This window comes from Pseudomonas putida, from assembly GCF_028682455.1.
GTDB classification, from domain to species: domain Bacteria; phylum Pseudomonadota; class Gammaproteobacteria; order Pseudomonadales; family Pseudomonadaceae; genus Aquipseudomonas; species Aquipseudomonas putida_AA.
In genome coordinates this window covers 318,839-343,882 of sequence record NZ_JANHLD010000003.1, presented here as the reverse complement: position 1 = coordinate 343,882, position 25,044 = coordinate 318,839, and the positions used below count along the sequence as shown (strand labels likewise).

General features: G+C 62.3%; 22 protein-coding genes. 15 read left to right on the top strand and 7 right to left on the bottom strand.

Annotated elements, in window-relative coordinates; translation table 11 throughout:
• Positions 1–16 precede the first annotated feature (16 nt).
• Positions 17–334 (bottom strand): cell division protein ZapA, encoded by a 318-nt coding sequence (locus tag NPS58_RS18715; RefSeq protein ID WP_274116813.1) that lies wholly within the window; start codon positions 332–334, stop codon positions 17–19.
• Positions 331–540: a TIGR02449 family protein gene (locus tag NPS58_RS18710; protein WP_028942368.1), complete on the bottom strand. Its 210-nt coding sequence runs from the start codon at positions 538–540 to the stop codon at positions 331–333. Before NPS58_RS18710 ends, NPS58_RS18715 begins: the two co-directional genes overlap by 4 nt.
• A 152-nt stretch (positions 541–692) precedes the next feature.
• On the opposite strand from NPS58_RS18710, the gene NPS58_RS18705 reads away from it, so the two are divergent.
• From NPS58_RS18705 to gcvP, 10 genes are all read left to right on the top strand, one after another.
• The gene (locus NPS58_RS18705) at positions 693–1,247 is read left to right on the top strand and encodes a YecA family protein (protein ID WP_274116812.1); all 555 of its coding nucleotides are present in this window, start codon (positions 693–695) and stop codon (positions 1,245–1,247) included.
• A gap of 24 nt (positions 1,248–1,271) precedes the next feature.
• Positions 1,272–2,606, top strand: coding sequence for a Xaa-Pro aminopeptidase (gene pepP, locus NPS58_RS18700; protein WP_274116811.1), 1,335 nt, complete (start codon positions 1,272–1,274; stop codon positions 2,604–2,606).
• Complete coding sequence (gene ubiH / locus NPS58_RS18695; protein WP_274116810.1) at positions 2,603–3,796, top strand: 2-octaprenyl-6-methoxyphenyl hydroxylase; 1,194 nt, start codon at positions 2,603–2,605, stop codon at positions 3,794–3,796. Before pepP ends, ubiH begins: the two co-directional genes overlap by 4 nt.
• A gap of 2 nt (positions 3,797–3,798) precedes the next feature.
• Positions 3,799–4,281 (top strand): DUF4442 domain-containing protein, encoded by a 483-nt coding sequence (locus NPS58_RS18690; protein WP_274116809.1) that lies wholly within the window; start codon positions 3,799–3,801, stop codon positions 4,279–4,281.
• A 9-nt stretch (positions 4,282–4,290) separates the two neighbouring features.
• Positions 4,291–5,508 (top strand): 2-octaprenyl-3-methyl-6-methoxy-1,4-benzoquinol hydroxylase, encoded by a 1,218-nt coding sequence (locus NPS58_RS18685; protein WP_274117574.1) that lies wholly within the window; start codon positions 4,291–4,293, stop codon positions 5,506–5,508.
• Between the two features lie 102 nt (positions 5,509–5,610).
• Complete coding sequence (locus tag NPS58_RS18680; RefSeq protein ID WP_274116808.1) at positions 5,611–6,612, top strand: extracellular solute-binding protein; 1,002 nt, start codon at positions 5,611–5,613, stop codon at positions 6,610–6,612.
• 138 nt (positions 6,613–6,750) lie between these two features.
• On the top strand, positions 6,751–8,373 hold the full coding sequence (locus NPS58_RS18675) for an ABC transporter permease (protein WP_274116807.1): 1,623 nt from the start codon (positions 6,751–6,753) through the stop codon (positions 8,371–8,373).
• Between the two features lie 122 nt (positions 8,374–8,495).
• Positions 8,496–9,578, top strand: a complete 1,083-nt coding sequence (gene gcvT / locus NPS58_RS18670; protein ID WP_274116806.1) for a glycine cleavage system aminomethyltransferase GcvT — start codon at positions 8,496–8,498, stop codon at positions 9,576–9,578.
• Positions 9,579–9,623: 45 nt separating this feature from the next.
• Positions 9,624–10,007 carry a glycine cleavage system protein GcvH gene (gene gcvH, locus NPS58_RS18665; RefSeq protein ID WP_274116805.1) on the top strand — a complete coding sequence of 128 codons (384 nt, stop codon included), beginning with the start codon at positions 9,624–9,626 and terminating at the stop codon, positions 10,005–10,007.
• A gap of 81 nt (positions 10,008–10,088) precedes the next feature.
• On the top strand, positions 10,089–12,962 hold the full coding sequence (gene gcvP / locus NPS58_RS18660) for an aminomethyl-transferring glycine dehydrogenase (RefSeq protein ID WP_274116804.1): 2,874 nt from the start codon (positions 10,089–10,091) through the stop codon (positions 12,960–12,962).
• Positions 12,963–13,013: 51 nt separating this feature from the next.
• Here the strand turns inward: gcvP and NPS58_RS18655 are convergent, their stop codons facing one another.
• The 3 genes from NPS58_RS18655 to NPS58_RS18645 all read right to left on the bottom strand — a co-directional run bounded on the left by NPS58_RS18655 (position 13,014) and on the right by NPS58_RS18645 (position 15,437).
• Positions 13,014–13,328, bottom strand: coding sequence for a DUF2388 domain-containing protein (locus tag NPS58_RS18655; protein ID WP_274116803.1), 315 nt, complete (start codon positions 13,326–13,328; stop codon positions 13,014–13,016).
• A gap of 53 nt (positions 13,329–13,381) precedes the next feature.
• The gene (locus NPS58_RS18650; RefSeq protein WP_274116802.1) at positions 13,382–15,034 is read right to left on the bottom strand and encodes a GspE/PulE family protein; all 1,653 of its coding nucleotides are present in this window, start codon (positions 15,032–15,034) and stop codon (positions 13,382–13,384) included.
• A gap of 85 nt (positions 15,035–15,119) precedes the next feature.
• On the bottom strand, positions 15,120–15,437 hold the full coding sequence (locus NPS58_RS18645) for a hypothetical protein (RefSeq protein WP_274116801.1): 318 nt from the start codon (positions 15,435–15,437) through the stop codon (positions 15,120–15,122).
• A 125-nt stretch (positions 15,438–15,562) separates the two neighbouring features.
• Between NPS58_RS18645 and NPS58_RS18640 the strand changes: the two genes are divergently transcribed.
• Entirely contained in the window at positions 15,563–16,033 is a 471-nt protein-coding gene (locus NPS58_RS18640; protein WP_274116800.1) for an Lrp/AsnC family transcriptional regulator, read from the top strand.
• A 3-nt stretch (positions 16,034–16,036) separates the two neighbouring features.
• Here NPS58_RS18640 and NPS58_RS18635 read toward each other — a convergent pair whose 3' ends face one another.
• Positions 16,037–17,428, bottom strand: coding sequence for a CYTH domain-containing protein (locus NPS58_RS18635; protein WP_274116799.1), 1,392 nt, complete (start codon positions 17,426–17,428; stop codon positions 16,037–16,039).
• Between the two features lie 125 nt (positions 17,429–17,553).
• Between NPS58_RS18635 and argE the strand changes: the two genes are divergently transcribed.
• Both argE and argA read left to right on the top strand, forming a co-directional pair.
• A complete protein-coding gene (gene argE, locus NPS58_RS18630) occupies positions 17,554–18,711 on the top strand; it encodes an acetylornithine deacetylase (protein ID WP_274116798.1) in 1,158 nt (385 codons plus the stop codon).
• A gap of 115 nt (positions 18,712–18,826) precedes the next feature.
• A complete protein-coding gene (gene argA, locus NPS58_RS18625) occupies positions 18,827–20,125 on the top strand; it encodes an amino-acid N-acetyltransferase (protein WP_274116797.1) in 1,299 nt (432 codons plus the stop codon).
• Positions 20,126–20,219: 94 nt separating this feature from the next.
• Here the strand turns inward: argA and NPS58_RS18620 are convergent, their stop codons facing one another.
• Complete coding sequence (locus NPS58_RS18620; protein WP_028942350.1) at positions 20,220–21,596, bottom strand: glutamine synthetase family protein; 1,377 nt, start codon at positions 21,594–21,596, stop codon at positions 20,220–20,222.
• A gap of 602 nt (positions 21,597–22,198) precedes the next feature.
• On the opposite strand from NPS58_RS18620, the gene NPS58_RS18615 reads away from it, so the two are divergent.
• Together NPS58_RS18615 and NPS58_RS18610 are read left to right on the top strand one after the other, a co-directional pair.
• Positions 22,199–23,557: a glutamine synthetase family protein gene (locus tag NPS58_RS18615; protein ID WP_028942349.1), complete on the top strand. Its 1,359-nt coding sequence runs from the start codon at positions 22,199–22,201 to the stop codon at positions 23,555–23,557.
• Between the two features lie 47 nt (positions 23,558–23,604).
• The gene (locus NPS58_RS18610; RefSeq protein ID WP_274116796.1) at positions 23,605–24,963 is read left to right on the top strand and encodes an aspartate aminotransferase family protein; all 1,359 of its coding nucleotides are present in this window, start codon (positions 23,605–23,607) and stop codon (positions 24,961–24,963) included.
• Positions 24,964–25,044: the final 81 nt, after the last annotated feature.

The window sequence follows — 25,044 nt, the reverse complement described above, 5'->3', positions numbered from 1 at the left end:
GCCAGTATACTGAAACTCAACTGGATTTTGTATCCGCATCGTCGGCCAGCGCTTGGTCGACACGTTCGAGCAGGTCACGCACCTGTTCACGGGTCGCGCCACCGGCGGGCGCTTCGGGGCGTTCCTGGTTGTGCAGCAGGTCGTGGGTGATGTTCAGGGCTGCCATCACGGCAATACGGTCGGCGCCGATCACCTTGCCGCTGCTGCGGATCTCGCGCATCTTGCCATCGAGGTAGCGGGCTGCACTGACCAGGTTGCTGCGCTCTTCGGGCGGACAGATGATCGAATATTCTTTATCGAGGATCTGAACGGTGACGCTATTGCTTGAACTCATGAGTCTTGCTCCAGGGCCTTGAGCCGCGAAATCATCGATTCGACCTTACGCCGGGCGATTTCGTTTTTTTCGATGAGGTGGGCGCGCTCCTCGCGCCAGGACTTTTCCTGAGCTAATAGGAGTGCATTTTGCCGTTTTAGTTGCTCGACTCGCTCAATCAGCAGTTCGAATCGGCCCATCAGCGTTTGCAGATCGTTCTCTTGCATTGGTTGCCACTCGATTCGGTCTGGCGGGTGGTTGCCCGGATTATGCCCCGGCCTGCCCCGAGTTGGCCGCGTCGATGGTCTTGGCGCGCCTGCCGGTGCTAGGATACAAGGTCTTCATTCTAGTCATTGCGCCGTCTGGCGCCTAGTTGCCCATGCCCAATACCAATTCGCCGTACACCGCCTTCGCCACCTTGCTCACCAGCAACGGGCATCCTGTTTCCCCTGCCGAACTGCACGGGCTGTTGCTCGGACGCAGCTGTGCCGGGGCCGGCTTCGATGCCGAGGGCTGGTTGGCTGACGCCGCTCAGCTGCTCGAGGTCGAACCTTCTGACAACGTTCGTAACGCTTTGATCGGTTTGCAGGAAATGGTCAAGGGCGAACTCACCAGCGACGATATCACTGTCGTGCTGTTGTTGCCCGGCGACGAACTGCCCCTGACCGATCGTGCTACCGCTCTGGGCCAATGGTGCCAGGGCTTCATTTCCGGCTTTGGCCTGAACGCTGGCGGCAAGGAGCTGAGCACCGAAGCCAAGGAGGTGTTGCAGGACCTGGTCGCCATTTCCCAGGTTCAAGACGCCCTTGAGGAGTCCGAAGACGGCGAAAACGACTATATGGAAGTCATGGAGTACCTGCGGGTCGCTCCGCTGCTGCTGTACACGGAGCTGGCCAAGCCAGTCGAGCCTGCACCCAAACCGTCGCTGCACTGATTCTACAGAGGGACCCACCTGCCCATGAGCCATATCCCCAAGTCGGAATACGCCCGTCGACGCAAGGCGCTGATGGCGCAGATGGAGCCCAACAGCATTGCCATATTGCCTGCCGCCGCGGTTGCCATTCGCAACCGCGACGTCGAGCATGTGTATCGACAGGACAGCGACTTCCAGTACCTGAGCGGCTTTCCCGAGCCAGAGGCGGTGATCGCCCTGATCCCCGGCCGGGAGCACGGCGAATATGTGTTGTTCTGCCGCGAACGCAACCCCGAGCGTGAGCTCTGGGATGGGCTGCGCGCCGGCCAGGAAGGCGCGATCCGCGACTTCGGCGCCGACGACGCCTTTCCCATTACCGATATCGACGACATCCTGCCCGGCCTGATCGAAGGTCGCGACCGGGTCTACTCAGCCATGGGCAGCAACCCGGAGTTCGATCGTCACCTGATGGAGTGGATCAACGTGATCCGCTCCAAGGCCCGGCTCGGTGCCCAGCCGCCGAACGAGTTCGTTGCCCTGGATCATCTGCTTCACGACATGCGCCTGTATAAATCGGCGGCAGAAGTGAAAGTGATGCGCGAGGCTGCGGCAATCTCCGCTCGCGCCCATGTGCGGGCCATGCAGGCCTGTCGTGCGGGCTTGCGGGAATACAGCCTGGAAGCCGAGCTTGACTACGAATTTCGCAAGGGCGGGGCAAAGATGCCGGCCTATGGCTCGATCGTCGCTGCCGGACGCAACAGCTGCATTCTTCACTATCAGGAGAATGATGCGCTGCTCAAGGATGGCGACCTGGTGTTGATCGATGCCGGTTGCGAGATCGACTGCTACGCCAGCGATATCACCCGTACCTTCCCGGTCAGCGGGCGGTTCTCGCCGGAACAGAAAGCAATCTACGAACTGGTCCTCAAGGCCCAGGAAGCAGCGTTTGCGGTCATCGCCCCAGGCAAGCACTGGAATCACGCCCATGAGGCAACCGTGCAGGTGATTACCGAAGGGCTGGTGGAGCTTGGCCTGCTCAAGGGCACGGTCGAGGAATTGATCGAGAGCGAGGCCTACCGGGCCTTTTATATGCACCGCGCCGGGCACTGGCTGGGCATGGATGTACATGATGTCGGGGAATACAAGGTTGGCGGCCAGTGGCGCGTGCTTGAGCCCGGCATGGCGCTGACGGTGGAGCCGGGCATCTACATCGGTGCCGACAACCAGAGCGTCGCAAAGAAATGGCGCGGTATTGGTGTACGTATCGAGGATGACGTAGTGGTAACCAAGCAGGGCTGTGAAATCCTGACCTCCGGCGTGCCGAAAACGGTCGCCGAAATCGAAGCCTTGATGGCTGCAGCGCGCAGTGTCGCGGCATGAGTCGAGTGAATCTGGCGATCATCGGCGGTGGCCTGGTTGGCGCCAGCCTGGCCCTGGCTCTGCAAGCCGGTGCCAAGGCGCGTGGCTGGAGCATTCTGCTGATCGAGCCCTTCGCGCCGGGCGATACCTACCAGCCAAGTTATGACGCACGCTCCTCGGCGTTGTCCTTTGGCACCCGCCAGATCTACGAACGCCTGGGGCTTTGGCAGCAGATCAGCCGCCGCGCCGAGCCCATTCGACAGATCCAGGTTTCCGACCGTGGACGCTTTGGCGCCACGCGCCTGGATGCGCTGGAGGAGGGTGTCCCGGCCCTGGGCTATGTAGTGGAAAACGCCTGGCTCGGCCAATGCCTGTGGAAAGGCCTGGATGCCGATGTGGTCAGCTGGCGCTGCCCGGCGCAGGTTACTGCCTTGCAGGCGCTGGAAGATGGCTATCGGTTGTCGCTCGATGATGACACTACCGTCGAGTGCGACCTGGCGGTACTGGCCGATGGCGGGCGCTCGGGCTTGCGCGAGCAGTTGGGCATTCATGTCAGCCAGCGGCCATACAACCAGAGTGCACTGATCGCCAACATCACCCCGAGTGAGGCCCATTGCGGACAGGCATTCGAGCGCTTCACCGATGAAGGCCCGATGGCCTTGCTGCCCTTGCCGGAGAATCGCTGTGCGCTGGTCTGGACCCGTGCGGGGATGGATGCAAAGCGCTTGGCCGAACTGGACGAGCGCAGTTTCCTGACCGAGTTGCAGGGTGTGTTCGGCTATCGCCTGGGCACATTGCGCCAGGTCGGTGCGCGACATCTGTACCCCTTGTCGCTGATCGAGGCCCAGGAGCAGGTGCGTTCGCATCTGGTGGTGCTGGGCAATGCTGCCCACAGCCTGCACCCGATTGCGGGGCAGGGCTTCAACCTGTCGCTGCGCGATGTGCAGTCGTTGGCCGAAGCCCTGTTGGCTGGCCCGGCGATACCTGGAGATTTTGCCACCCTGCAGTCCTATCGCGAGCGCCAACGCCTGGACCAGGACCTGACGGTGGGCTTCTCCGACCGCGTTACCCGTCTGTTCGGCAATGCCCAGCCGCTGGTGGCGGCGGGGCGTAACCTGGGGTTGCTGGGGCTCGATCTGCTGCCACCGGCCAAACGCTGGTTCGCCCGTCAGGCCATGGGCCTGGGAACTCGTCCGGACCCGCGGAGCTGAGCATGAGCGACTCGCGAAAACTGGCGCGACGTGCGCGCATGCTGCGCTGGGTGCTGAATTTCTACCCGCCCTACATCGGTGCCGGTATCCGCGTGCAGAGCATCAGCCCCGACCTGCGCCAGGTAAAGGTGCGCATGGGCCTGCACTGGTTCAACCGCAACTACGTTCATACCCAGTTCGGCGGCAGCCTGTATTCGATGGTCGATCCGTTCTACATGCTGATGCTGATGGAATTGCTGGGCCGCGAGTACATCGTCTGGGACAAGGCAGCGAGCATCGACTTCATCTCACCGGGCAAAGGCCCGGTTTTTGCCGAGCTGCGCATTGATGACGCCCTGCTGACCGATATTCGCGAACACACCGCAGGCGGCAAAAAGTACCTGCCACGACTTCAGGTCGATATCCGAGACGCTGCCGGCGAGCTGGTGGCGCGGGTCGACAAAACCCTTTATGTGCGGCTCAAGCCGCAAGCGAGACAGGCTTAAGGCATGGAAATGCGCGCAGATCTGTTGATTGTCGGTGCCGGTATGGTCGGCAGCGCCCTGGCCCTGGCGTTGCAGCACAGTGGCCTGGAGATTCTCCTGCTCGACGGCAGCCCGCTGTCGATCAAACCCTTCGATGAGCAGTCCGCTTTCGAGCCGCGGGTCAGTGCCCTGTCGATGGCCAGCCAGCGGATCCTGGAGCGTGTCGGCGCCTGGCAGGGTATCAGCGAGCGACGCTTGAGCCCCTACTCGGACATGCGTGTCTGGGACGGGAGCGGTACAGGCCAGATCCATTTTTCGGCCGCCAGCGTTCACGCCGATGTGCTGGGGCATATCGTCGAGAACCGGGTGGTACAGGATGGCCTGCTGGAACGCTTGCACGACAGCGAGATCGGTCTGCTGGCCAATGCGCGCCTGGAGCAGATGCGCCGCTCGGGTGACGAGTGGCTGCTGACCCTCGCCGATGGCCGCACCTTGCGTGCGCCGGTGGTGGTCGCCGCCGACGGGGCCAACTCGGCGGTGCGCCGCCTGACCGGTTGCGAAACCCGCGAGTGGGATTACCTGCATCACGCCATCGTTACCAGCGTACGCTGCGCCAAGCCTCACCAGGCCACGGCCTGGCAGCGTTTCACCGATGACGGTCCGCTGGCGTTCCTACCGCTGCTGCGCGATGGCCAGCAAGACTGGTGCTCGATTGTATGGTCGACCACGCCGGAGCAGGCCGAGCACCTGATGAAGCTGGAAGACGACGCCTTCTGCGCCGAGCTTGAGCGCGCCTTCGAAGGCCGGCTCGGCGCGGTGCTGCAGGCCGACCCTCGAGTCTGCGTTCCCTTGCGCCAGCGCCATGCCAAGCGTTACGTGGCCGAAGGCCTGGCCCTGATCGGCGATGCTGCCCACACCATCCACCCGTTGGCCGGGCAGGGCGTCAACCTGGGTTTTCTCGATGCCGCCGTGCTGGCCGAGGAGCTGCAGCATGCCTACGAGCGTGGCGAGCGCTTGGCGGACGTACGTGTGCTCAGTCGCTACGAGCGTCGCCGCATGCCGCACAACCTGGCGCTGATGGCAGCCATGGAGGGTTTCGAGCGCCTGTTCCAGGCCGATCCGCTGCCGGTGCGCTGGTTGCGCAACAGTGGCCTCAAATGGGTGGAGCAACTGCCCGAGGCCAAGGCGCTGTTCGTTCGCCAGGCCATGGGCCTGAGTGGCGATCTGCCGGAGCTGGCACGTGCTTGAGTCTCGGTAACATCTGGTAACTCCTCCCCGGTGAGTTTGGTTGAGAAGCTAAATGGCATTAACTACCATTTGCGCCTCTAATTGAACACCGAGGACTGCACCATGTTGCCACGCAAGCACGTACTGGCCGCCCTGGCTCTGACCCTGTTGGGCGGCACTGCCCAGGCAGCGGACGAGGTGGTGGTGTATTCCTCGCGCATCGACGAGCTGATCAAGCCGGTGTTTGACGCCTACACCGCCAAGACTGGGGTCAAGGTCAAGTTCATCACCGACAAGGAAGCGCCGCTGATGCAGCGCATCAAGGCCGAAGGCAAGAACGCCACCGCCGACCTGCTGCTCACCGTCGATGCCGGCAACCTGTGGCAGGCCGAGCAGATGGGCATCCTGCAGCCGATCAAGTCCGACGTTATCGACGCCAACATTCCCAAGCAGTATCGCGCTTCGTCCCACGACTGGACAGGCCTTAGCCTGCGCGCCCGGACCATTGCCTACTCTACGGAGCGGGTCAAGCCAGAAGAGCTGAGCACCTACGAAGCCCTGGCCGACAAGAACTGGGAAGGTCGCCTGTGCCTGCGCACGGCGAAGAAGGTGTACAACCAGTCGTTGACCGCCACCCTGATCGAGACTCACGGCGAGAAGAAAACCGAGGAAATCATCAAGGGCTGGGTCAACAACCTGTCCACCGATGTGTTCTCCGATGACACCGCGTTGCTGCAGGCCATCAATGCCGGCCAGTGCGATGTCGGTATCGTCAACACCTACTACTACGGTCGCCTGCACAAGCAGGACCCGAAGCTGGCGGTCAAGCTGTTCTGGCCTAACCAGGCTGACCGCGGTGTCCACGTCAACCTGTCGGGTATCGGCCTGACCAAGTATGCCCCGCACCCGGAGGCTGCCAAGAAGCTGGTCGAGTGGATGACCGGTGAAGAAGCCCAGAAGCTCTTCGCGGATGTGAACCAGGAATTCCCGGCCAACCCGAAGGTGAAGCCATCGGAAGAAGTGGCTGCCTGGGGTTCGTTCAAGGCTGACTCCATCCCGGTGGAAATCGCGGGCAAGCGCCAGGCTGAAGCGATTCGCTTGATGGATCGGGCTGGCTGGAACTAAGCGCAAGGCTTTATCCTTCTCAAGGCCGCTCCTGCACACGCAGGAGCGGCCTTGTGCCGCACTGGGTCTTTGGACCTGATGGGATCGCGCGGCAAGTCGAGACGTCGCACCGCCGCTCCTACAATCGAGATTTGTCTTTTGGCTCACCCCGCCCAACGCCGCTGGTACCCCCTGGTTTTCGTCATTGCCGCCTTGGTCTTGCTGCCCCTGAGCGTGCTGCTGGTGTCCTGGCAGTCGGTCGACATGCAGATCTGGTCGCACCTGCTCGACACCCAGATGAGCCGCCTGTTGGGCAACACCCTGACCCTGATCGTCGGCGTCGGTGTGGGGGTCACCGTGCTGGGCGTGAGCCTGGCCTGGCTCACCAGCCTCTGCGAATTCCCCGGGCGGCGCTGGCTCGACTGGGCACTGATGCTGCCGTTTGCCATTCCGGCGTATGTGCTGGCGTTCGTTTTTGTCGGTCTGCTGGATTTTTCCGGGCCGGTGCAAACCCTGTTGCGCGAGTGGTTCGGTCCCATGCGTTTGCCACGGGTGCGCTCCACCGGTGGGGTGATCATCGTCCTGGTCCTGGTGTTCTACCCCTACGTCTACCTGCTGGCGCGCACCGCGTTCATGGCCCAGGGCAAAGGGCTGATGGAGGCGGCGCGGGTGCTGGGCCACTCGCCCTTGCAAGCCTTCTGGCGGGTGGCAATGCCCATGGCTCGCCCGGCGATCGGTGCGGGTGTCGCCCTTGCCTTGATGGAGACGCTGGCGGATTTCGGCGCCGTATCGGTGTTCAACTTCGACACTTTCACCACCGCGATCTACAAGACTTGGTACGGCTTCTTCAGCCTTTCCAGTGCGGCTCAACTTGCCAGCCTGTTGCTGTTGGTGGTGATGCTGGTGTTATACGGCGAGCGTCGTGCCCGTGGAGCGGTACGTGGCAGCAATGAGCGGCCAAGGGGCAAGGCGTTGTATCAACTGCGCGGCATCAAGGCGCTGGCCGCCAGTGGATGGTGCCTGCTGGTGTTTGCCTGCGCGTTTGTGATTCCTGTCGTGCAGTTGCTGGTGTGGTTCTGGCAGCGTGGCCGATTCGATCTCGACGAGCGCTATGGCGCGCTGATCCTGCATACCCTCTACCTGGGCGCGATGGCGGCGCTGATCACGGTGTGTGTTGCGCTGCTGCTGGCCTTTGCCCGGCGTCAGGCACCGACTGCGGCCATTGGCGCCGGCGTTGGCCTGGCCAACCTTGGTTACGCGCTACCAGGTTCGGTACTGGCTGTGTCGATCATGCTGGCGTTCAGTTACCTGGACAACCACTTGGTGGTCCCGCTCTCGAGCTGGCTGGGAGGCGCAGGCCGGCCGTTGTTGCTGGGCAGTCTGTTTGCGCTGCTGCTGGCCTATCTGGTGCGCTTCATCGCCGTGGCGTACGGGCCACTGGAAAACAGCCTGGACCGGATCCGGCCTTCGCTGCCCGAGGCCTCTCGTAGCCTGGGTGTCAGTGGTCCAAAATTGTTTTTCAAGGTGTATCTCCCATTGCTGGTCCCCGGCGCCTTGAGTGCTGCGCTGCTGGTGTTCGTCGATGTGCTCAAGGAAATGCCGGCAACCCTGCTGATGCGTCCGTTCGGCTGGGACACCCTGGCGGTGCGCGTCTTTGAAATGACCAGCGAAGGCGAGTGGGCGCGGGCGTCGTTGCCGGCGCTGACGCTGATCCTGGTCGGCCTGTTGCCGGTCATCGGCCTGATACGACGTTCAGCGCGGCACATCGGTCAAACGCGCTGAGGGTGTAAGCCTTCCAGCTTGCGGCTACAATGCGCGGCATTCGCTGCGGTCGGTCCTACAGACCCGGTAGCTGCAATGCTGCCTTCAGCCGCTAGCTTCGCCACGCCCGGAAGGAGAAACCCATGGGACAGCGTACGCCTCTTTATGACCTGCACCTGGCGCTAGGCGCCAAGATGGTCGATTTTGGCGGTTGGGACATGCCCCTGCATTACGGCTCGCAGGTCGAGGAACACCATCAGGTGCGCCGTGACTGTGGGGTATTCGATGTCTCCCATATGACCGTGATCGATGTTCAAGGCGCGCAGGCCGAAGTCTGGTTGCAGCACTTGCTGGCCAACGACGTCGGTCGATTGAACGAACCTGGCAAGGCCCTGTACAGCACCATGCTCGACGAGCAAGGTCTGGTGATCGACGACATGATTGTCTACCGCTGCGAGGAAGGTTATCGCCTGGTGGTCAACGCGTCGACCCGCGACAAGGACATGGCCTGGCTCGATGCCTGCAAAGGCAGTTACGAGGTCGAGCTCCATGAGCGCCCCGAGCTGGCCATACTTGCCATCCAGGGCCCCGAGGCCAGGGCCAAGGTCGCTGAACTGGTCAGCGCCGCACGCTCAACCCTGATCCGCGATCTCAAGCCTTTCGAAGGCCGTGCCGAAGGTGACTGGTTTATCGCTCGCACCGGCTACACCGGTGAAGACGGCCTGGAAATCATCCTGCCAGCACTGCAGGCGCCGGCGTTTTTCAACGACCTGGTCGGCGCGGGCATCGCTCCAAGCGGCCTGGGTGCACGCGACACGTTGCGCCTCGAAGCGGGCATGAATCTGTACGGCCAGGACATTGACCAGGCCCATACCCCCTTGACCTCGAACCTTGGCTGGAGCATCGCCTGGGAACCGGCTGGGCGCGATTTCATCGGTCGCAATGGTTTGCTGGCGGAAATCGAGCATGGCGTCGAGCAGAAACTCGTCGGTCTGGTGCTTGAGGAACGTGGCGTGCTGCGTGCCCATCAGGTGGTACGCGTGAACGGTATTGGCGAAGGAGAGATCACCAGTGGTAGTTTCTCCCCTACGCTGAGCAAATCGATCGCGCTGGCGCGGGTGCCGATGGCAACCGCCGATCGTGCCGAGGTGGAGATTCGCGGCAAGTGGTACCCGGTGCGGGTGGTCAAGCCGACCTTCGTGCGCCATGGCAAGATTCTGATCTGAACCTATTCTGGCGGGCTTACCGCTGACCCTATCGAGGACAACAAGATGAGCAATATCCCCGCCGACCTGCGTTTTGCCGAGAGCCACGAGTGGGCCAAGCTGGAAGCCGATGGCAGCGTGACCGTCGGCATCAGCGACCATGCCCAGGAAGCCCTGGGTGACGTGGTGTTCGTCGAGCTGGCGGAAATCGGCAAGGTGTTCGCTGCAGGTGATGCTGCCGGCGTGGTCGAGTCGGTCAAGGCAGCCTCGGATATCTACGCGCCGGTCAGCGGCGAAGTGATCGCGGTGAACGAGGCGCTGGCTGACAGCCCCGAGTCGCTGAACAGCGATCCGTATGGCAGCTGGATCTTCAAGCTCAAGCCAAGCGACAAGGCCGAACTGGACAAACTGCTCGACGCCGCCGGCTACAAAGCCGCCATCGGCGAATAGTTTTCACACAAAGCGGCAATCTCTTCCTAGACTCAATATGCCTCGACTGGTCGGGGCTTGGTCTAGGAAGAGAGAGCCGCTATGTCCCAGTCGCCGTCCCTGAGCCAACTGCACGACCCCAATCCTTTCCTGCGTCGTCACCTGGGCCCCGATGCCTCGGAGCAGCAGGCCATGCTCGAGGCCCTTGGCCTGGGCAGCCGTCGCGAACTGATCGAGCAGACCGTCCCGCCGGGAATTCGCCTGAACCGTGCGCTGGACCTGCCCGCCGCCCTGGATGAACAGGCCGCCCTGAACAAGCTCAGGGGCTACGCCGAACAGAACCAGGTATGGACCAGCCTGATCGGCATGGGCTACCACGGCACGATCACCCCAACCGTCATTCTGCGCAACGTCCTCGAGAACCCGGGCTGGTACACCGCCTACACGCCCTATCAGCCGGAAATCGCCCAGGGCCGGCTCGAAGCGCTGCTGAATTTCCAGCAAATGATCATCGACCTCACCGGGCTCGACCTGGCCAACGCCTCCTTGCTTGATGAGGCAACCGCCGCAGCCGAAGCCATGGCCCTGGCCAAGCGCATGGCCAAGTCGAAAAGCAACGTGTTCTTTGCCGACGAACACTGCCACCCGCAAACGCTCTCGGTGTTGCAGACGCGCGCCGATGGCTTTGGCTTCGAACTGGTGGTCGATTCAGTGGATAACCTCGGCAACTACCAGGTGTTCGGGGCCTTGCTGCAGTATCCCGATACCCATGGCGATATCCGCGACCTGCGCCCGCTGGTGGAGCAACTGCACAAACAGCAAGCCCTGGCCTGCGTGGCTGCCGACTTGCTGAGCCTGCTGATGTTGAGCCCGCCAGGCGAGCAGGGCGCCGATGTGGTGCTCGGCACCTCGCAGCGCTTTGGTGTTCCCATGGGCTACGGCGGACCCCACGCGGCCTACTTTGCCTGTCGCGACGAGTTCAAGCGGGCCATGCCTGGGCGCATCATCGGCGTCTCCAAGGATGCCCGGGGCAACGTGGCGCTGCGCATGGCACTGCAGACCCGCGAGCAACATATCCGCCGCGAGAAGGCCAACTCCAACATCTGCACCGCGCAAGTGCTGTTGGCCAACATTGCCGCGTTCTACGCGGTCTATCACGGCCCGCAAGGCTTGCTGCGCATTGCCCAGCGAGTACATGCGCTTACCTTCATCCTGGCCGCAGGTCTTGAGAGCAAGGGCATCAAGCGCCTCAACGAACACTTCTTCGACACCTTGACCCTGGATGTCGGCGGTAGCCAGACAGCGATCATCGAAAGCGCCGAGGCGGCGCAGATCAACTTACGCATACTGGGGCGCGGTCACCTGGGTGTCAGCCTCGACGAAACCTGCGACGAAGCCACGGTGCTGCGCCTGTTCGACATCTTCCTGGGGGCAGACCACGGCCTGGATATCGCCAGCCTCGATGCCCAGGCCCTGCCCGAGGGCATTCCCGCCGCACTGGCACGCCGCTCTGCGTTCCTTACCCACCCTGTGTTCAACCTGCATCACAGCGAAACCGAGATGCTGCGTTACCTCAAGCAACTGGAGAACAAGGACCTGGCCCTGAACCAGTCGATGATTCCACTGGGTTCCTGCACCATGAAACTCAACGCCAGTAGCGAGATGATTCCGATCACCTGGCCGGGCTTTGCCAACGTGCATCCCTTTGCCCCGCAGGCACAGGTGCAGGGCTACAAGGCCATGATCGACGAACTGGAGGCCTGGCTGTGTGCGATCACCGGGTTCGATGCCATTTGCATGCAACCCAACTCGGGCGCCCAGGGCGAGTACGCCGGGCTGATGGCTATTGCCAAGTATCACCGTAGTCGCCACCAGCCCCAGCGCGATATCTGCCTGATTCCCTCGTCGGCCCACGGCACCAACCCGGCCTCGGCGCAAATGGCGGGCATGCAGGTGGTGATCGTCGAGTGCGACGAAGCGGGCAACGTCGACCTGACCGACCTCAAGGCCAAGGCGCAGGCCGCCGGTGAGCACCTGTCGTGCCTGATGGCGACTTATCCGTCGACCCACGGGGTGTATGAGGAGGGCATCAGTGAAATCTGCGAGGTCATCCACCAGCAAGGTGGCCAGGTGTACATGGACGGGGCCAACCTCAATGCCCAGGTGGGGCTGACCCGGCCCGCCGATATCGGCGCCGATGTGTCACACATGAACCTGCACAAGACCTTTTGCATCCCCCACGGCGGCGGTGGCCCGGGCATGGGGCCGATCGGGGTCAAGGCTCATCTGGCGCCGTTCGTGGCCAGCCATCCGGTAGTGCCTGTTCCAGGGCCGGATCCGCAGAACACGGCGGTCAGTGCAGCCCCCTGGGGCAGTGCGAGCATTCTGCCGATCAGTTGGATGTACATCGCCATGATGGGCCCGCAGCTGGCGGATGCCAGCGAGGTGGCGATCCTGTCGGCCAACTACCTGGCCGAGCAACTGGGCGGGGCATTCCCGGTGCTCTACCGCGGGCGTAACGCGCGCGTCGCCCATGAGTGCATCCTAGATCTGCGGCCGTTGAAGGCGCTGACCGGGATCACCGAAGAAGATGTGGCCAAGCGTTTGATGGACTACGGCTTTCATGCGCCGACCATGTCATTCCCGGTGCCTGGCACCTTGATGGTCGAACCGACCGAAAGCGAGTCGAAGGCCGAACTGGACCGCTTCGTCGAGGCGATGCTGTGCATCCGCGCGGAAATTCGAGAAGTGCAGGACGGCAGTTGGCCGGCCGAAGACAACCCGCTCAAGCATGCGCCGCACACGCTGGCGGATGTATTGGGGGTATGGGAGCGCCCGTACAGCATTGTCCAGGGCATTGCGCCCAGCAACCATGTGCGCTTGCACAAATACTGGCCGGCAGTGAATCGGGTCGACAACGTGTTTGGTGACCGCAACCTGTTCTGTGCGTGTGTGCCGGTGGAGGACTACCGGTGATCGCGGGGCAAGTCCGCTCCAGTAGGAGCGGGCTTGCCCCGCGATGCCTCATCACTCGCCTACCGCATTCTTGGCCAGAATCGCGTTGGCCAGCTCCATATCGCTCACTTCCAGGCCAGGGTTGTCGGCCCGGACCTTGTGCATGGCCGCTTCCAGGTAAGGGCCACGGATGCTGCCTTCACTGGCAACGAAGCTGCCGGCATCGTCCTGCGCTGCAACGACCAGTTTGTGGTCCTTGAAGGTCAGGTAGGTGGAGCCGGTGGTTGCGCCGGAGGAAATGACATTGCGCCAGAACGTATCGGCCATGGCCGAACCGACAGGCAAGGACAGCAGGGCAAGGGTTGCGACTGCAAATTTGACACGCATTACGGGTGACTCCAGCTGAGTTGAACTGAGCGCTTTGATCGAATCGCCCTGCGCTAGTTCCCTGGTGCCACCCGCAGCACTTCCAGGGCTGAAGTCAGGCCCAGCGCCACCTTGTGCGTCCCGCTCTGGTGCAAGCTGCGCAGGCCATCGTCACGTGCCTGGCGACGAAGCGCAGCCACGTCTGCGTCGCCGCCGATACGGTCAGCGAACGCGGTACTGACGCAGAGCACTTCATGGATCCCCGTACGGCCGTGATAGCCGGTTTGTCGGCACTCGTTGCAGCCCCTGGCCCGGAACCCCGCCTCGTGCGCGGGTGCTGGCTGCTTGCAGGCGTTGCACAGTGTGCGCACCAGGCGCTGGGCCATCACCCCGATCAGTCCGGCCTTGATCAAGTGGGGGGCTATGCCCAGCTCCAGCAGGCGGGTAATGGCGCTGCAGGCGTCGTTGGTGTGCAGGGTAGACAGCACCAGATGGCCTGTGAGTGCGGCCTGGAACGCCACCTGGGCCGTCTCCAGGTCGCGTATCTCACCGATCATGATGATGTCCGGATCCTGGCGAAGCAGGGCGCGGGCACCTTCTGCAAAGCCCAGGTCGATGGCCGGGTGAACCTGCAGTTGATTGAACGTCGGTTCGACCATTTCGATCGGATCTTCGACCGTACACAGATTGACCTCGGGCGTAGCCAGGTACTTGAGGGTGGCGTAAAGGGTGCTGGTTTTGCCGGACCCTGTGGGGCCTGTGACCAGGATCAGGCCGTGCCGCTGGCCTACCACGCGCTGCCAAAGCGTCAGGTCGTCGCCTTCCAGGCCGAGTTGGGGGAAGTCCTGCTGCAACAGGAACGGATCGAAGATGCGCAGCACCAGTTTTTCGCCGAACGTGGTGGGCAGGGTCGACAGGCGCAGTTCGACGTCGTTGCCGGCTGTGAGTCGGGTCTTGATCCTGCCGTCCTGTGGGCGCCGCTTTTCGGCGACGTTCATGCGCCCCAGCGTTTTCAAGCGACTGACCACTGCCAGCGTAACGTCGGCGGGGAACTGGTAGATCGGGTGCATCAACCCATCGATGCGAAAGCGCAACTGGCCGTGATCGCGCCGGGGCTCGATGTGGATATCACTGGCGCGCTGGTCGAAGGCGTACTGCAAAAGCCAGTCGACGATGGTGACGACATGGGTTTCGTCATCATCGCGACGGGCCGTGTTGCCGCTAGCGCCATTGACCGAGCGGGCAAGCTCGCAGAACGCCCGGCTGAACTGGCGGATCTGTACGGGGCTGGCCAGCACGCGCTTGATCGGACGGCGCAGTACCTGTGCGAGGTCCATCTCCCAGGACCGCACAAAGGGCTGCGCGCTGGCCACCGTGACGCACTGGGCATCGGCAGCGACGGCCAGGATGCCGTGGCGCCGGGCAAAGGCGGCCGACATCAGGTCGGCTGTCGCACTCAGGTCAAGCTGCAGGGGGTCGATGTACAGATAAGGCTGCCCGGCGCGCTCTGCCAACCACAGGCACAGGGTCTCCAGGTCCAGGTGGTGGTCGGCCCTACGTGGATCGGGCAGGTGCTGGCGGGCGACAAGTTCGAGGGGGTGTTCATCCTCGGCCAGTACATGGGTGCCCAGTAGCCGGGCGCTGGCAGGGGCGATGAGCTGAGCGTCGAGCAGCTCGGCGAGCAGGCTGTCCAGGCTCAGCCAGCGATCCTGGGAGGTGGTGGTCATGTGGCGTCCTTGCCGTTGCCTGAAGGGGCACCGACAAGCCTAGCGGAGCATGGCGATTATTGAAGTCGGCCAGTGCATGGAAGCATTACAAGGCATGCGCTGGCTGCAGTCGGACGTCGTCGACACAGATCAGGTTGCGCATTTTTTGCGCAATGAGTTCCGCGCGGTGCCAGCTCAGGCCGGTAATTTCGATCTGGACTTCCAGCAGGTCGTCCTGCTGTTTCATCTGCACGGTATACGGCGTGAGAAATTGCAGGGCGAACAGGTTCAGTACGCGGCACAGGCTATCGGGTTCGGCCTCGACCTGAAGCTGGTAGCGCACGTTGCTGTGGGCGGCGCTGGCGGCCCAGACGTCTTCACGCAGCGGCGTCAGGGGGCTGTCGAAACGTTCGAGTGCGCTCATGGTGATCTCCGGAATCAATGCGGAAATTTTTACATGCGCGCGCGGGAAATTTTTCTCTATGATCGACAGATATCGGAGATCAACGAATTGAATGATTCGTAAAGTGTCGTTCAGGAGGAAAAATTATGCAGAGTGAATTAGATGCCTACGATCGACGCATCCTGGCGCTGTTGCAGGAGGATGCCTCGCTTTCCAGTGCGCAGATCGCCGAGCGAGTGGGGCTTTCACAGTCGCCGTGCTGGCGGCGCATTCAGCGCATGAAGGAGGAGGGGGTGATTCGCAGCCAGGTGACCTTGCTCGATCGCAAGAAGATCGGCCTGAACACGCAGATTTTCGCCGAGGTCAAACTCAACGCCCACGGACGTTCCAACTTCACCGAGTTCACCGAGGCAATTCGCGGCTTTCCTGAAGTGCTGGAGTGTTATGTGCTGATGGGGGCGGTGGACTTTCTGTTGCGCATTGTCACCCCGGACATCGAAGCCTACGAACGTTTCTTCTTCGAAAAGCTGTCGATGGTGCCGGGGATCCAGGAGGTCAACTCGATCGTGGCCTTGTCCGAGATCAAGTCCACGACGAGTCTGCCGCTGCTGCGCTGAGCCTTACTTGCGCAGCAAGTGCTTCCAGCCGCGGCTCTGGAACACAGCCATGGCCTGGTCTGCGCGGGCCTCGAGCACTTCGGTGCGCACATCCGCTTCCACTTCGTCGCTGATCGGCAGGTTGGCCAATTCGTGGAGCTTGTTCAATTCACCGAACAGGCGGTCCAGGTCCGGGCTCTCCAGTACCTGGCGGGCATGGTGCAGCCAGGCCAGCAGGCGCTCGATACGTGGCAGTTGCTCGGCCAGGTCTTCGGGCTGGCGGTGGTACAGCGGCAGTTGCAGGTCCTTGGCCTCGTCGGCCAGCAGTACGTTCAGCCAGTTGGCCAGCTGTGCAGCGCCCTGACGGTCGCCGCGCTTGTTGCGCTCGATGGTCCAGCCGCGGGCCAGCAGCCAGCGCGAGGTTTCCAGAGAGAACTGGCCCCAGCGGGTGTCCAGCAACTCCTCGGCGAACTGCTCGGGTGCTGCACGACGTACGTCTTCGTCGTCGTTGCCGGCCAGTACCAGCGGGCGCCAGTCTTCCAGCAGTGCGTCGAGGCTGGCGCGCAGTGTACGGGTGGTCGCACGTGGGGCAGCCTGGCCCAGGCTGCTGGCCAGGGCACGCAGTTCGCAAAGGGACTGGACCCAGTCCTGCAGCAGGCGCCAATGGCCATTGAAACGGTACTGTTCAGCCAGGCGCTGGCTGCTGCCCAGCAGTTGCCAGGCCAGGGCGGCGAAGGCGTCATCCAGCGACATTTCGGCGTTCAGCTCGGCGCCAGGCAGGCTCAGGGCGTAGCTGCTTGGGTCGAGCAGGCGGTAGCCACGTTCGGCCTTGCTGATGTCGCACGGGAACAGTGCCAGCGTGGCGGACAGCTCGGCGGCCAGTTCCAGCAACGCCTCTGGCTCGCCTTCGCGCAGTTCCAGTTCCAGCTCGCAGATTTCTTCCTTCTGCTTGCCGGCGACCACGGTGCCCAGGTCCAGAGCCGCCTCGATCACTACTTTGGCCTTGCCGCGACCCCAGGCGATTTCTGCATACTCGCGGGTGAAATCGGTGGTGAACAGCGCCTTGATGGCCTTTTTGTCGACGTCGGCCAGTTCGGCCGGCCAGCATTGCTCGTCAAGTTTCTTCAGGTCCAGCTTGGCCTTGGGCAACTGCCATTCGTGCTCGTTGCGCTGGGACAAACCGGCGACGCTCTGGCCTCGGGTCTTGAGGGTCTGGATGACCACCTCACCGTCGCGGCGCAGGCGCAGGGCAACCTTGGCGGCGGCCAGGTCACGCTCCGGCGTGTCGAAGTACTGGTTGAGCAGCTCGCGCTGTTGCCAGCCAGACTTGTTGCGCTTCTTCAGCAATGGGTGCTCGCGCAAGGCGGCGAGGGTCTCGCGGCTGACCCGCAGTTTGATTTCGGTTTCTTTATGCATTGCTGGTGATCCAGGCTCGAATGACAGGGAGCGTCGTGGGGCGCAGTGTACAGGAGTCGGCTCGTGGCGGTTTATTCCCGGTGCCCGATGGCCCTATGATGGGCCACGCCCCGTGGAGAATGCGCATGCCATTGCCATCGCTCAAAGACCAGTTCGCCGCGTTGATTGCCGCGCCTTCGGTCAGTTGTACCCAAGCTGCGCTGGACCAATCCAACCGTGCGGTGATCGACCTGCTGGCCGGTTGGCTGGATGACCTGGGTTTTACCTGCGATATCCAGCAGGTCACCCCCGGCAAGTTCAACCTGCTGGCCACCTACGGCAGCGGTCCGGGCGGGCTGGTGCTGTCCGGGCACAGCGATACCGTCCCCTACGATCCTCAATTGTGGCAAACCGATCCGCTGAAACTGACCGAGGTCGACGGCCGCTGGGTCGGCCTTGGCAGCTGCGACATGAAGGGCTTTTTCGCCCTGGTCATCGAGGCGGTGCAGCCGCTGCTGGCCCATGACTTCAAGCAACCGCTGCTGATCCTCGCCACCTGCGACGAAGAAAGCTCGATGTCGGGTGCCCGTGCATTGGCCGAGGCGGGGCGGCCATTGGGCCGGGCGGCGGTGATCGGCGAGCCGACCGGGCTCAAGCCGATTCGCCTGCACAAGGGGGTGATGATGGAGCGCATCGACATCCTCGGTCGTAGTGGCCATTCGTCGGACCCAAGCCTTGGCCACAGTGCTCTTGAGGCCATGCATCAGGTAATGGGCGAGTTGATGGGGCTACGCCGGCAATGGCAGAAAACATTCAACAACGCCCAGTTCAGCGTGCCTCAACCGACGATGAACTTCGGTTGCATTCACGGCGGGGACAACCCCAACCGAATCTGCGGCCAGTGTGCCCTGGAGTTCGACCTGCGGCCGTTGCCGGGCATGGATCCTGAAGCCCTGCGCGCCGCCATCCGGCTAAAGCTTGCACCGCTGGCCGAGCAGCACCAGGTGCAGATCGACTACGCGCCGCTGTTCCCGGAGGTGCCACCGTTCGAGCAGGCGGCCGATGCCGAACTGGTGCGGGTAGCCGAACGTCTAACCGGCCATCGGGCCGAAGCGGTAGCCTTTGGCACCGAAGCGCCTTATCTTCAGCGCCTGGGGTGCGAAACCCTGGTGCTGGGCCCGGGGGACATCGCCTGCGCCCACCAGCCGGGTGAATACCTTGAAATGTCACGCTTGCAGCCTACCGTGCGTCTATTGCGTGAGTTGATCGAACATTATTGCCTGAACCCGGTAATTGCCCGCTGAGTTCAGCCCTTTCCCCAAGGAGATTGCGCGTGACGCCAAGCCTGTTCCGACGATAACCCTTCGAGCGCTGTCTGCTTTCCCGTACTTGTCTCTCTTTTCTACAGGCTCAGTGGTTATGCCCGAATACGTCAATTGGCTGCGTCATGCTTCGCCCTACATCAATGCCCACCGCGACTGCACCTTTGTGGTCATGCTTCCTGGTGACGGGGTCGAGCACCCCAACTTCGGCAATATCGTCCACGACCTGGTCCTGCTGCACAGCCTGGGGGTTCGCCTGGTGCTGGTGCACGGCTCGCGCCCGCAGATCGAAAGCCGCCTGGCCAGCCGCGGCCTGACCCCGCACTACCATCGCGGCATGCGCATCACCGATGCCGCTACCCTGGAGTGCGTGATCGACGCGGTGGGCCATTTGCGCATCGCCATCGAGGCACGCCTGTCGATGGACATGGCCGCTTCGCCGATGCAGGGCTCTCGCCTGCGTGTCGCTGCCGGTAACCTGGTCACCGCACGGCCGATTGGCGTGCTCGAAGGGGTCGACTATCACCACACCGGTGAAGTGCGCCGGGTCGACCGCAAAGGTATCAACCGCCTGCTCGACGAGCGCTCGATCGTGCTGCTGTCACCATTGGGCTACTCGCCCACGGGCGAGATCTTCAACCTGGCCTGCGAGGATGTCGCCACCCGCGCGGCCATCGAGCTGGAGGCCGACAAGCTGCTGCTGTTCGGTGCCGAGCGCGGTCTGCTCGACGAGCAGGGGCGGCTGGTTCGCGAACTGCGTCCGCAGCAGGTGCCGGCGCACCTGCAACGCCTGGGCAGCGACTACCAGGGCGAGTTGCTCGACGCGGCGGCCGAAGCGTGCCGGGGTGGTGTGGCCCGCAGCCATATCGTCAGCTATGCCGAGGATGGCGCCCTGCTGACCGAGCTGTTCACCCGTGACGGTGGCGGTACCCTGGTGGCCCAGGAGCAGTTCGAGAAGGTGCGCGAGGCGGCGATCGAGGACGTCGGTGGCTTGCTCGACCTGATCAGCCCACTGGAGGAGCAGGGCATTCTGGTGCGTCGTTCGCGTGAGGTACTGGAGCGCGAGATCGAGCAGTTCAGTGTGGTTGAGCGCGAAGGCATGATCATCGCGTGCGCGGCGTTGTACCCGATTGCCGACTCCGAAGCCGGGGAGCTGGCGTGCCTGGCGGTGAATCCTGAGTATCGCCATGGCGGGCGCGGCGACGAGTTGCTGGAGCGCATCGAGACCCGGGCGCGGGAGATGGGGCTCAGTACGCTGTTCGTGCTGACGACGCGTACTGCCCATTGGTTCCGGGAGCGGGGTTTTGTGCCGAGCGGGGTGGAGCGGCTGCCGGCGGCGCGGGCTTCGCTGTACAACTACCAGCGTAATTCGAAGATTTTCGAGAAGAGTTTGTAGCGGGGCATTGGCTTTTCGCGGGGCAAGCCCGCTCCTACTGCCAAAAAAAACGCCGTCGTTCGACGGCGTTTTTCATTACTGGCGACAACCGCTTTTACACGGTATGCAGGTACCAGTTGTACTCAAGGTCGGAGATGGAGTGTTCGAACTCTTCCAGCTCACTTTCCTTGCAGGCCACGAAGATATCGATGTACTTCGGATCGATGTACTTGGCCAGGATCTCGCTGTCGTCCAACTCGCGCAGTGCATCACGCAGGTTGTTCGGCAGGCTCTGCTCGTTCTGCTCGTAGGAGTTGCCTTCGGTCGGCGCACCCGGCTCGACCTTGTTGGTCAGGCCATGGTGGACGCCAGCCAGCACGGCCGCCATCAGCAGGTACGGGTTGGCATCGGCACCGGCAACGCGGTGTTCGATACGCACGGCGTCCGGCGTGCCGGTTGGAACGCGCAGGGCAACGGTACGGTTGTCCAGGCCCCAGCTTGGCGAGTTGGGCACGTAGAACTGGGCACCGAAACGGCGGTACGAGTTGACGTTCGGGCACAGGAACGCCATCGACGCCGGTAGGGTCTCGAGCACACCGCCGATCGCGTGACGCAGTGCGGCGTTCTGCTCGGGATCCTCGCTGGTGAAGATGTTCTTGCCATCTTTGTCCAGCACCGAGATATGGACATGCAGACCATTACCCGCCTGGCCCGGATAGGGCTTGGCCATGAAGGTGGTGTCCATTTCATGGTCGTAGGCGATGTTCTTGATCAGTCGCTTGAGCAATACCGCGTAGTCGCAGGCCTTCATCGGGTCGGCAACGTGGTGCAGGTTGACTTCGAACTGCGCCGGGGCGCTTTCCTTGACGATGGCGTCGGCAGGAATGCCCTGCTCCTTGGCGCCTTCGAGGATGTCCTGCAGGCAGTCGACGTACTCGTCCAGGTCGTCGATCAGGTAGACCTGGGTCGACATCGGGCGTTTACCGGAGATTGGCGAGCGCGGTGGCTGTGGGCGACCGTTCACGTTCTCCTGGTCGATCAGGTAGAACTCCAGCTCGAACGCGGCGCAGATGGTCAGGCCCATCTCGTCGAACTTGCTCACGACCTGGCGCAGGACTTCCCGCGGGTCGGCGAAGAACGGCTCGCCTTCGAGTTCGTGCATGGTCATCAGCAGTTGCGCGGTAGGGCGCTTCTGCCAGGGTTCGTTGGACAGGGTGTCCGGGATTGGATAGCAGATGCGGTCGGCATCGCCGATGTCCAGGCCCAGGCCAGTGCTTTCGACCGTGGAGCCGTTGATATCCAATGCGAAGAGTGAGGCCGGCAGGTTGATGCCTTTCTCGTAAACCTTGTGGAGGCTGGTGCGCTCGATGCGCTTGCCACGCACCACACCATTCATATCTGCAATCAGAAGGTCAACGTAGAGAACCTCAGGATGTTCCTTAAGGAACGCGTTCGCTTCGTTAAGCTGAACGGCACGCGGGGGTACCGACATGATGCAACACCTTTGTTGTTAAAAATATCAATCAATGGGGGCTTGCAGGTTCAGTCAATCCGAAAGCCATGCTGAAGTCAAGCCAGCCCCATGATGCCCTAAAATGGCCTCGCAGCGGCATTTTTGCTGCAATAGAGGGCGCGAGCAAGGGCTCCTTTCGTACGGTATCGGCCGATTTGAGCGGGCCGTGTTCTATTTTTTACGGGGGTGTTGTGTAAAAAAATGAACAAGGCTAAGCTCGGTGGCAACCCATAACATCAATAATACCGGGGGTTACATGTCACGCTTGCCGACAACTGGCATCACCGTCTGCCGTTCGCAGATTGGTTTGCACGCATTCCTCGCGAGTGGCCAACGCCACGCGCCAGCGGCGTGCGCCCCGGCTGAAATAATTGACGGCTTGAGCGTCCTGCTCGCTGTCGACACCTCTTCGAACGACCTCTGCCTTCACTATAGCGGGCTCGCCAGCCTTGCGGGTAATACCCGTCGTGGTCTCCCTGCGTCTGGCTTTTGCTTTAGCTCCGAGGGGCATCCAGAATGTCTGGGACGGCCCACTCCGGGTGTCCTGACGACTGTCCAGACATTTACCTCCTGAGGTATTTATGAGTAACAACCTCGACCAGCTCACCGATTGGTTGAAAGAACACAAGATCACCGAAGTGGAGTGCTTGATCAGCGACCTCACCGGGATCACCCGTGGCAAGATTTCTCCGACCAACAAGTTCATCGCCGAAAAAGGCATGCGCCTGCCCGAGAGTGTCCTGTTGCAGACAGTTACCGGCGACTACGTCGACGATGACATCTATTACGAACTGCTGGACCCGGCCGATATCGACATGATCTGCCGCCCCGACGAGAACGCGGTGTTTCTCGTGCCATGGGCCATCGAGCCAACGGCCCAGGTGATCCATGACACCTACGACAAGCAGGGCAACCCGGTCGAGCTGTCGCCGCGCAACGTGCTCAAGAAGGTACTCAAGCTCTATGCCGACAAGGGCTGGCAGCCGATCGTGGCGCCAGAAATGGAGTTCTACCTGACCAAGCGTTGCGAAGACCCGGACTTCCCGCTGCAGCCGCCAATCGGTCGCTCGGGCCGCCCGGAAACCGGTCGCCAGTCGTTCTCCATTGAAGCTGCCAACGAATTCGACCCGCTGTTCGAGGATGTCTACGACTGGTGCGAGCTGCAGAACCTGGACCTGGACACGCTGATCCACGAAGACGGCACCGCGCAGATGGAAATCAACTTCCGTCATGGCAACGCCCTGGCCCTGGCCGACCAGATCCTGGTGTTCAAGCGGACCATGCGCGAGGCGGCCCTCAAGCACAACGTCGCCGCCACTTTCATGGCCAAGCCGATGACCGGCGAGCCGGGCAGTGCCATGCACTTGCACCAGAGCATCATCGACGTGCATACCGGCAAGAACATCTTCTCTGACGAAGATGGCCGCATGAGCGAGCTGTTCCTCAATCACGTCGGCGGCCTGCAGAAGTTCATCCCGGTCGTGTTGCCGCTGTTCGCCCCGAACGTCAACTCGTTCCGCCGATTCCTGCCCGACACCTCGGCACCGGTAAACGTCGAGTGGGGCGAAGAGAACCGTACCGTGGGCTTGCGCGTACCGGATGCCGGCCCTCAGAACCGCCGGGTCGAGAACCGTCTGCCAGGCGCCGATGCCAACCCGTACCTGGCCATTGCCGCCAGCCTGCTGTGCGGCTACATCGGCATGGTCGAAGGCATCAAGCCAAGTGCACCCGTGCAGGGCCGCGGTTATGAGCGGCGCAACCTGCGCCTGCCACTGACCATCGAGGATGCGCTGGAGCGGATGGAGAACTGCCAGGCCCTGGAGCCGTACCTGGGCAAGAAATTCATCACCGGCTACGTCGCCACCAAGCGCGCCGAACATGAAAACTTCAAACGCGTAATCAGCTCCTGGGAACGTGAGTTCCTGCTGTTTGCGGTCTGATCAACCCGGAGCCGCAGGACCGCGGCCGTCAGAAAACGGAGAAGCACATGAGTGTCAACAACCCGCAAACCCGCGAGTGGCAGGACCTGAGCCGTGATCATCACCTGGCGCCTTTCAGTGACTACAAGCAGCTGAAAGAGAAGGGCCCGCGCATCATCACAAAAGCTGAAGGTGTTCACTTGTGGGACAGCGAGGGCAACAAGATCCTCGACGGCATGGCGGGCCTGTGGTGCGTGGCTGTTGGCTACGGCCGTGAAGAGCTGGTTGAAGTGGCTGCCAAGCAGATGCGTGAGCTGCCGTACTACAACCTGTTCTTCCAGACCGCCCATCCACCGGCGCTGGAGCTGGCCAAGGCGGTCGCTGACGTAGCGCCCGAAGGCATGACTCATGTGTTCTTCACCGGCTCCGGTTCTGAAGGCAACGACACCATCCTGCGCATGGTCCGCCACTACTGGGCGATCAAGGGCAAGCCACAAAAGCAGGTGATCATCGGCCGGGTCAACGGCTACCACGGTTCGACCGTGGCCGGCGCGAGCCTGGGTGGCATGAGCGGCATGCACGCCCAGGGCGGCATGATCCCGGGCATCGTGCACATCCCGCAGCCTTACTGGTTCGGTGAAGGCGGCGACATGACCCCGGACGAGTTCGGCGTGTGGGCGGCCGAGCAACTGGAAAAGAAAATCCTCGAAGTCGGCGAAGACAATGTCGCTGCCTTTATTGCCGAGCCGATCCAGGGCGCAGGCGGGGTGATCATTCCGCCAGAAACCTACTGGCCGAAGGTCAAGGAAATCCTGGCCAAGTACGACATCCTGTTCATCGCCGACGAAGTGATCTGTGGCTTCGGGCGCACCGGCGAGTGGTTCGGCTCCGACTACTACGACCTCAAGCCGGACCTGATGACCATCGCCAAGGGACTGACCTCCGGTTACATCCCGATGGGTGGCGTGATCGTCCGTGACGAAGTGGCCAAGGTGGTCAGCGAAGGCGGCGACTTCAACCACGGCTTCACCTACTCCGGCCATCCAGTGGCAGCGGCCGTGGGCCTGGAAAACCTGCGAATCCTGCGCGACGAGAAAATTATCGAGCGCGTGCAGGAGGAAACGGCACCGTATTTGCAAAAACGTCTGCGCGAGCTGAACGATCACCCGTTGGTGGGCGAGGTGCGCGGCCTGGGCATGCTCGGTGCTATCGAACTGGTCAAGGACAAGGCCACCCGGGCCCGTTACGAAGGCCAGGGCGCCGGCATGATCTGCCGCCAGCACTGCTTCGACAACGGTCTGATCATGCGCGCGGTTGGCGACACCATGATCATTGCACCACCGCTGGTCATCAGCCGTGAAGAGATTGACGAGTTGGTTGAAAAGGCACGCAAATGCCTGGACTTGACGCTCGAAGCGCTGAAATAGCCAAGTGCTAGGCTAGCGTAATGGCATCATCGTGATTCAAGGCGCTCTTTTGTTGAAAGAGCGCCTTGGAACTTGCCAGAC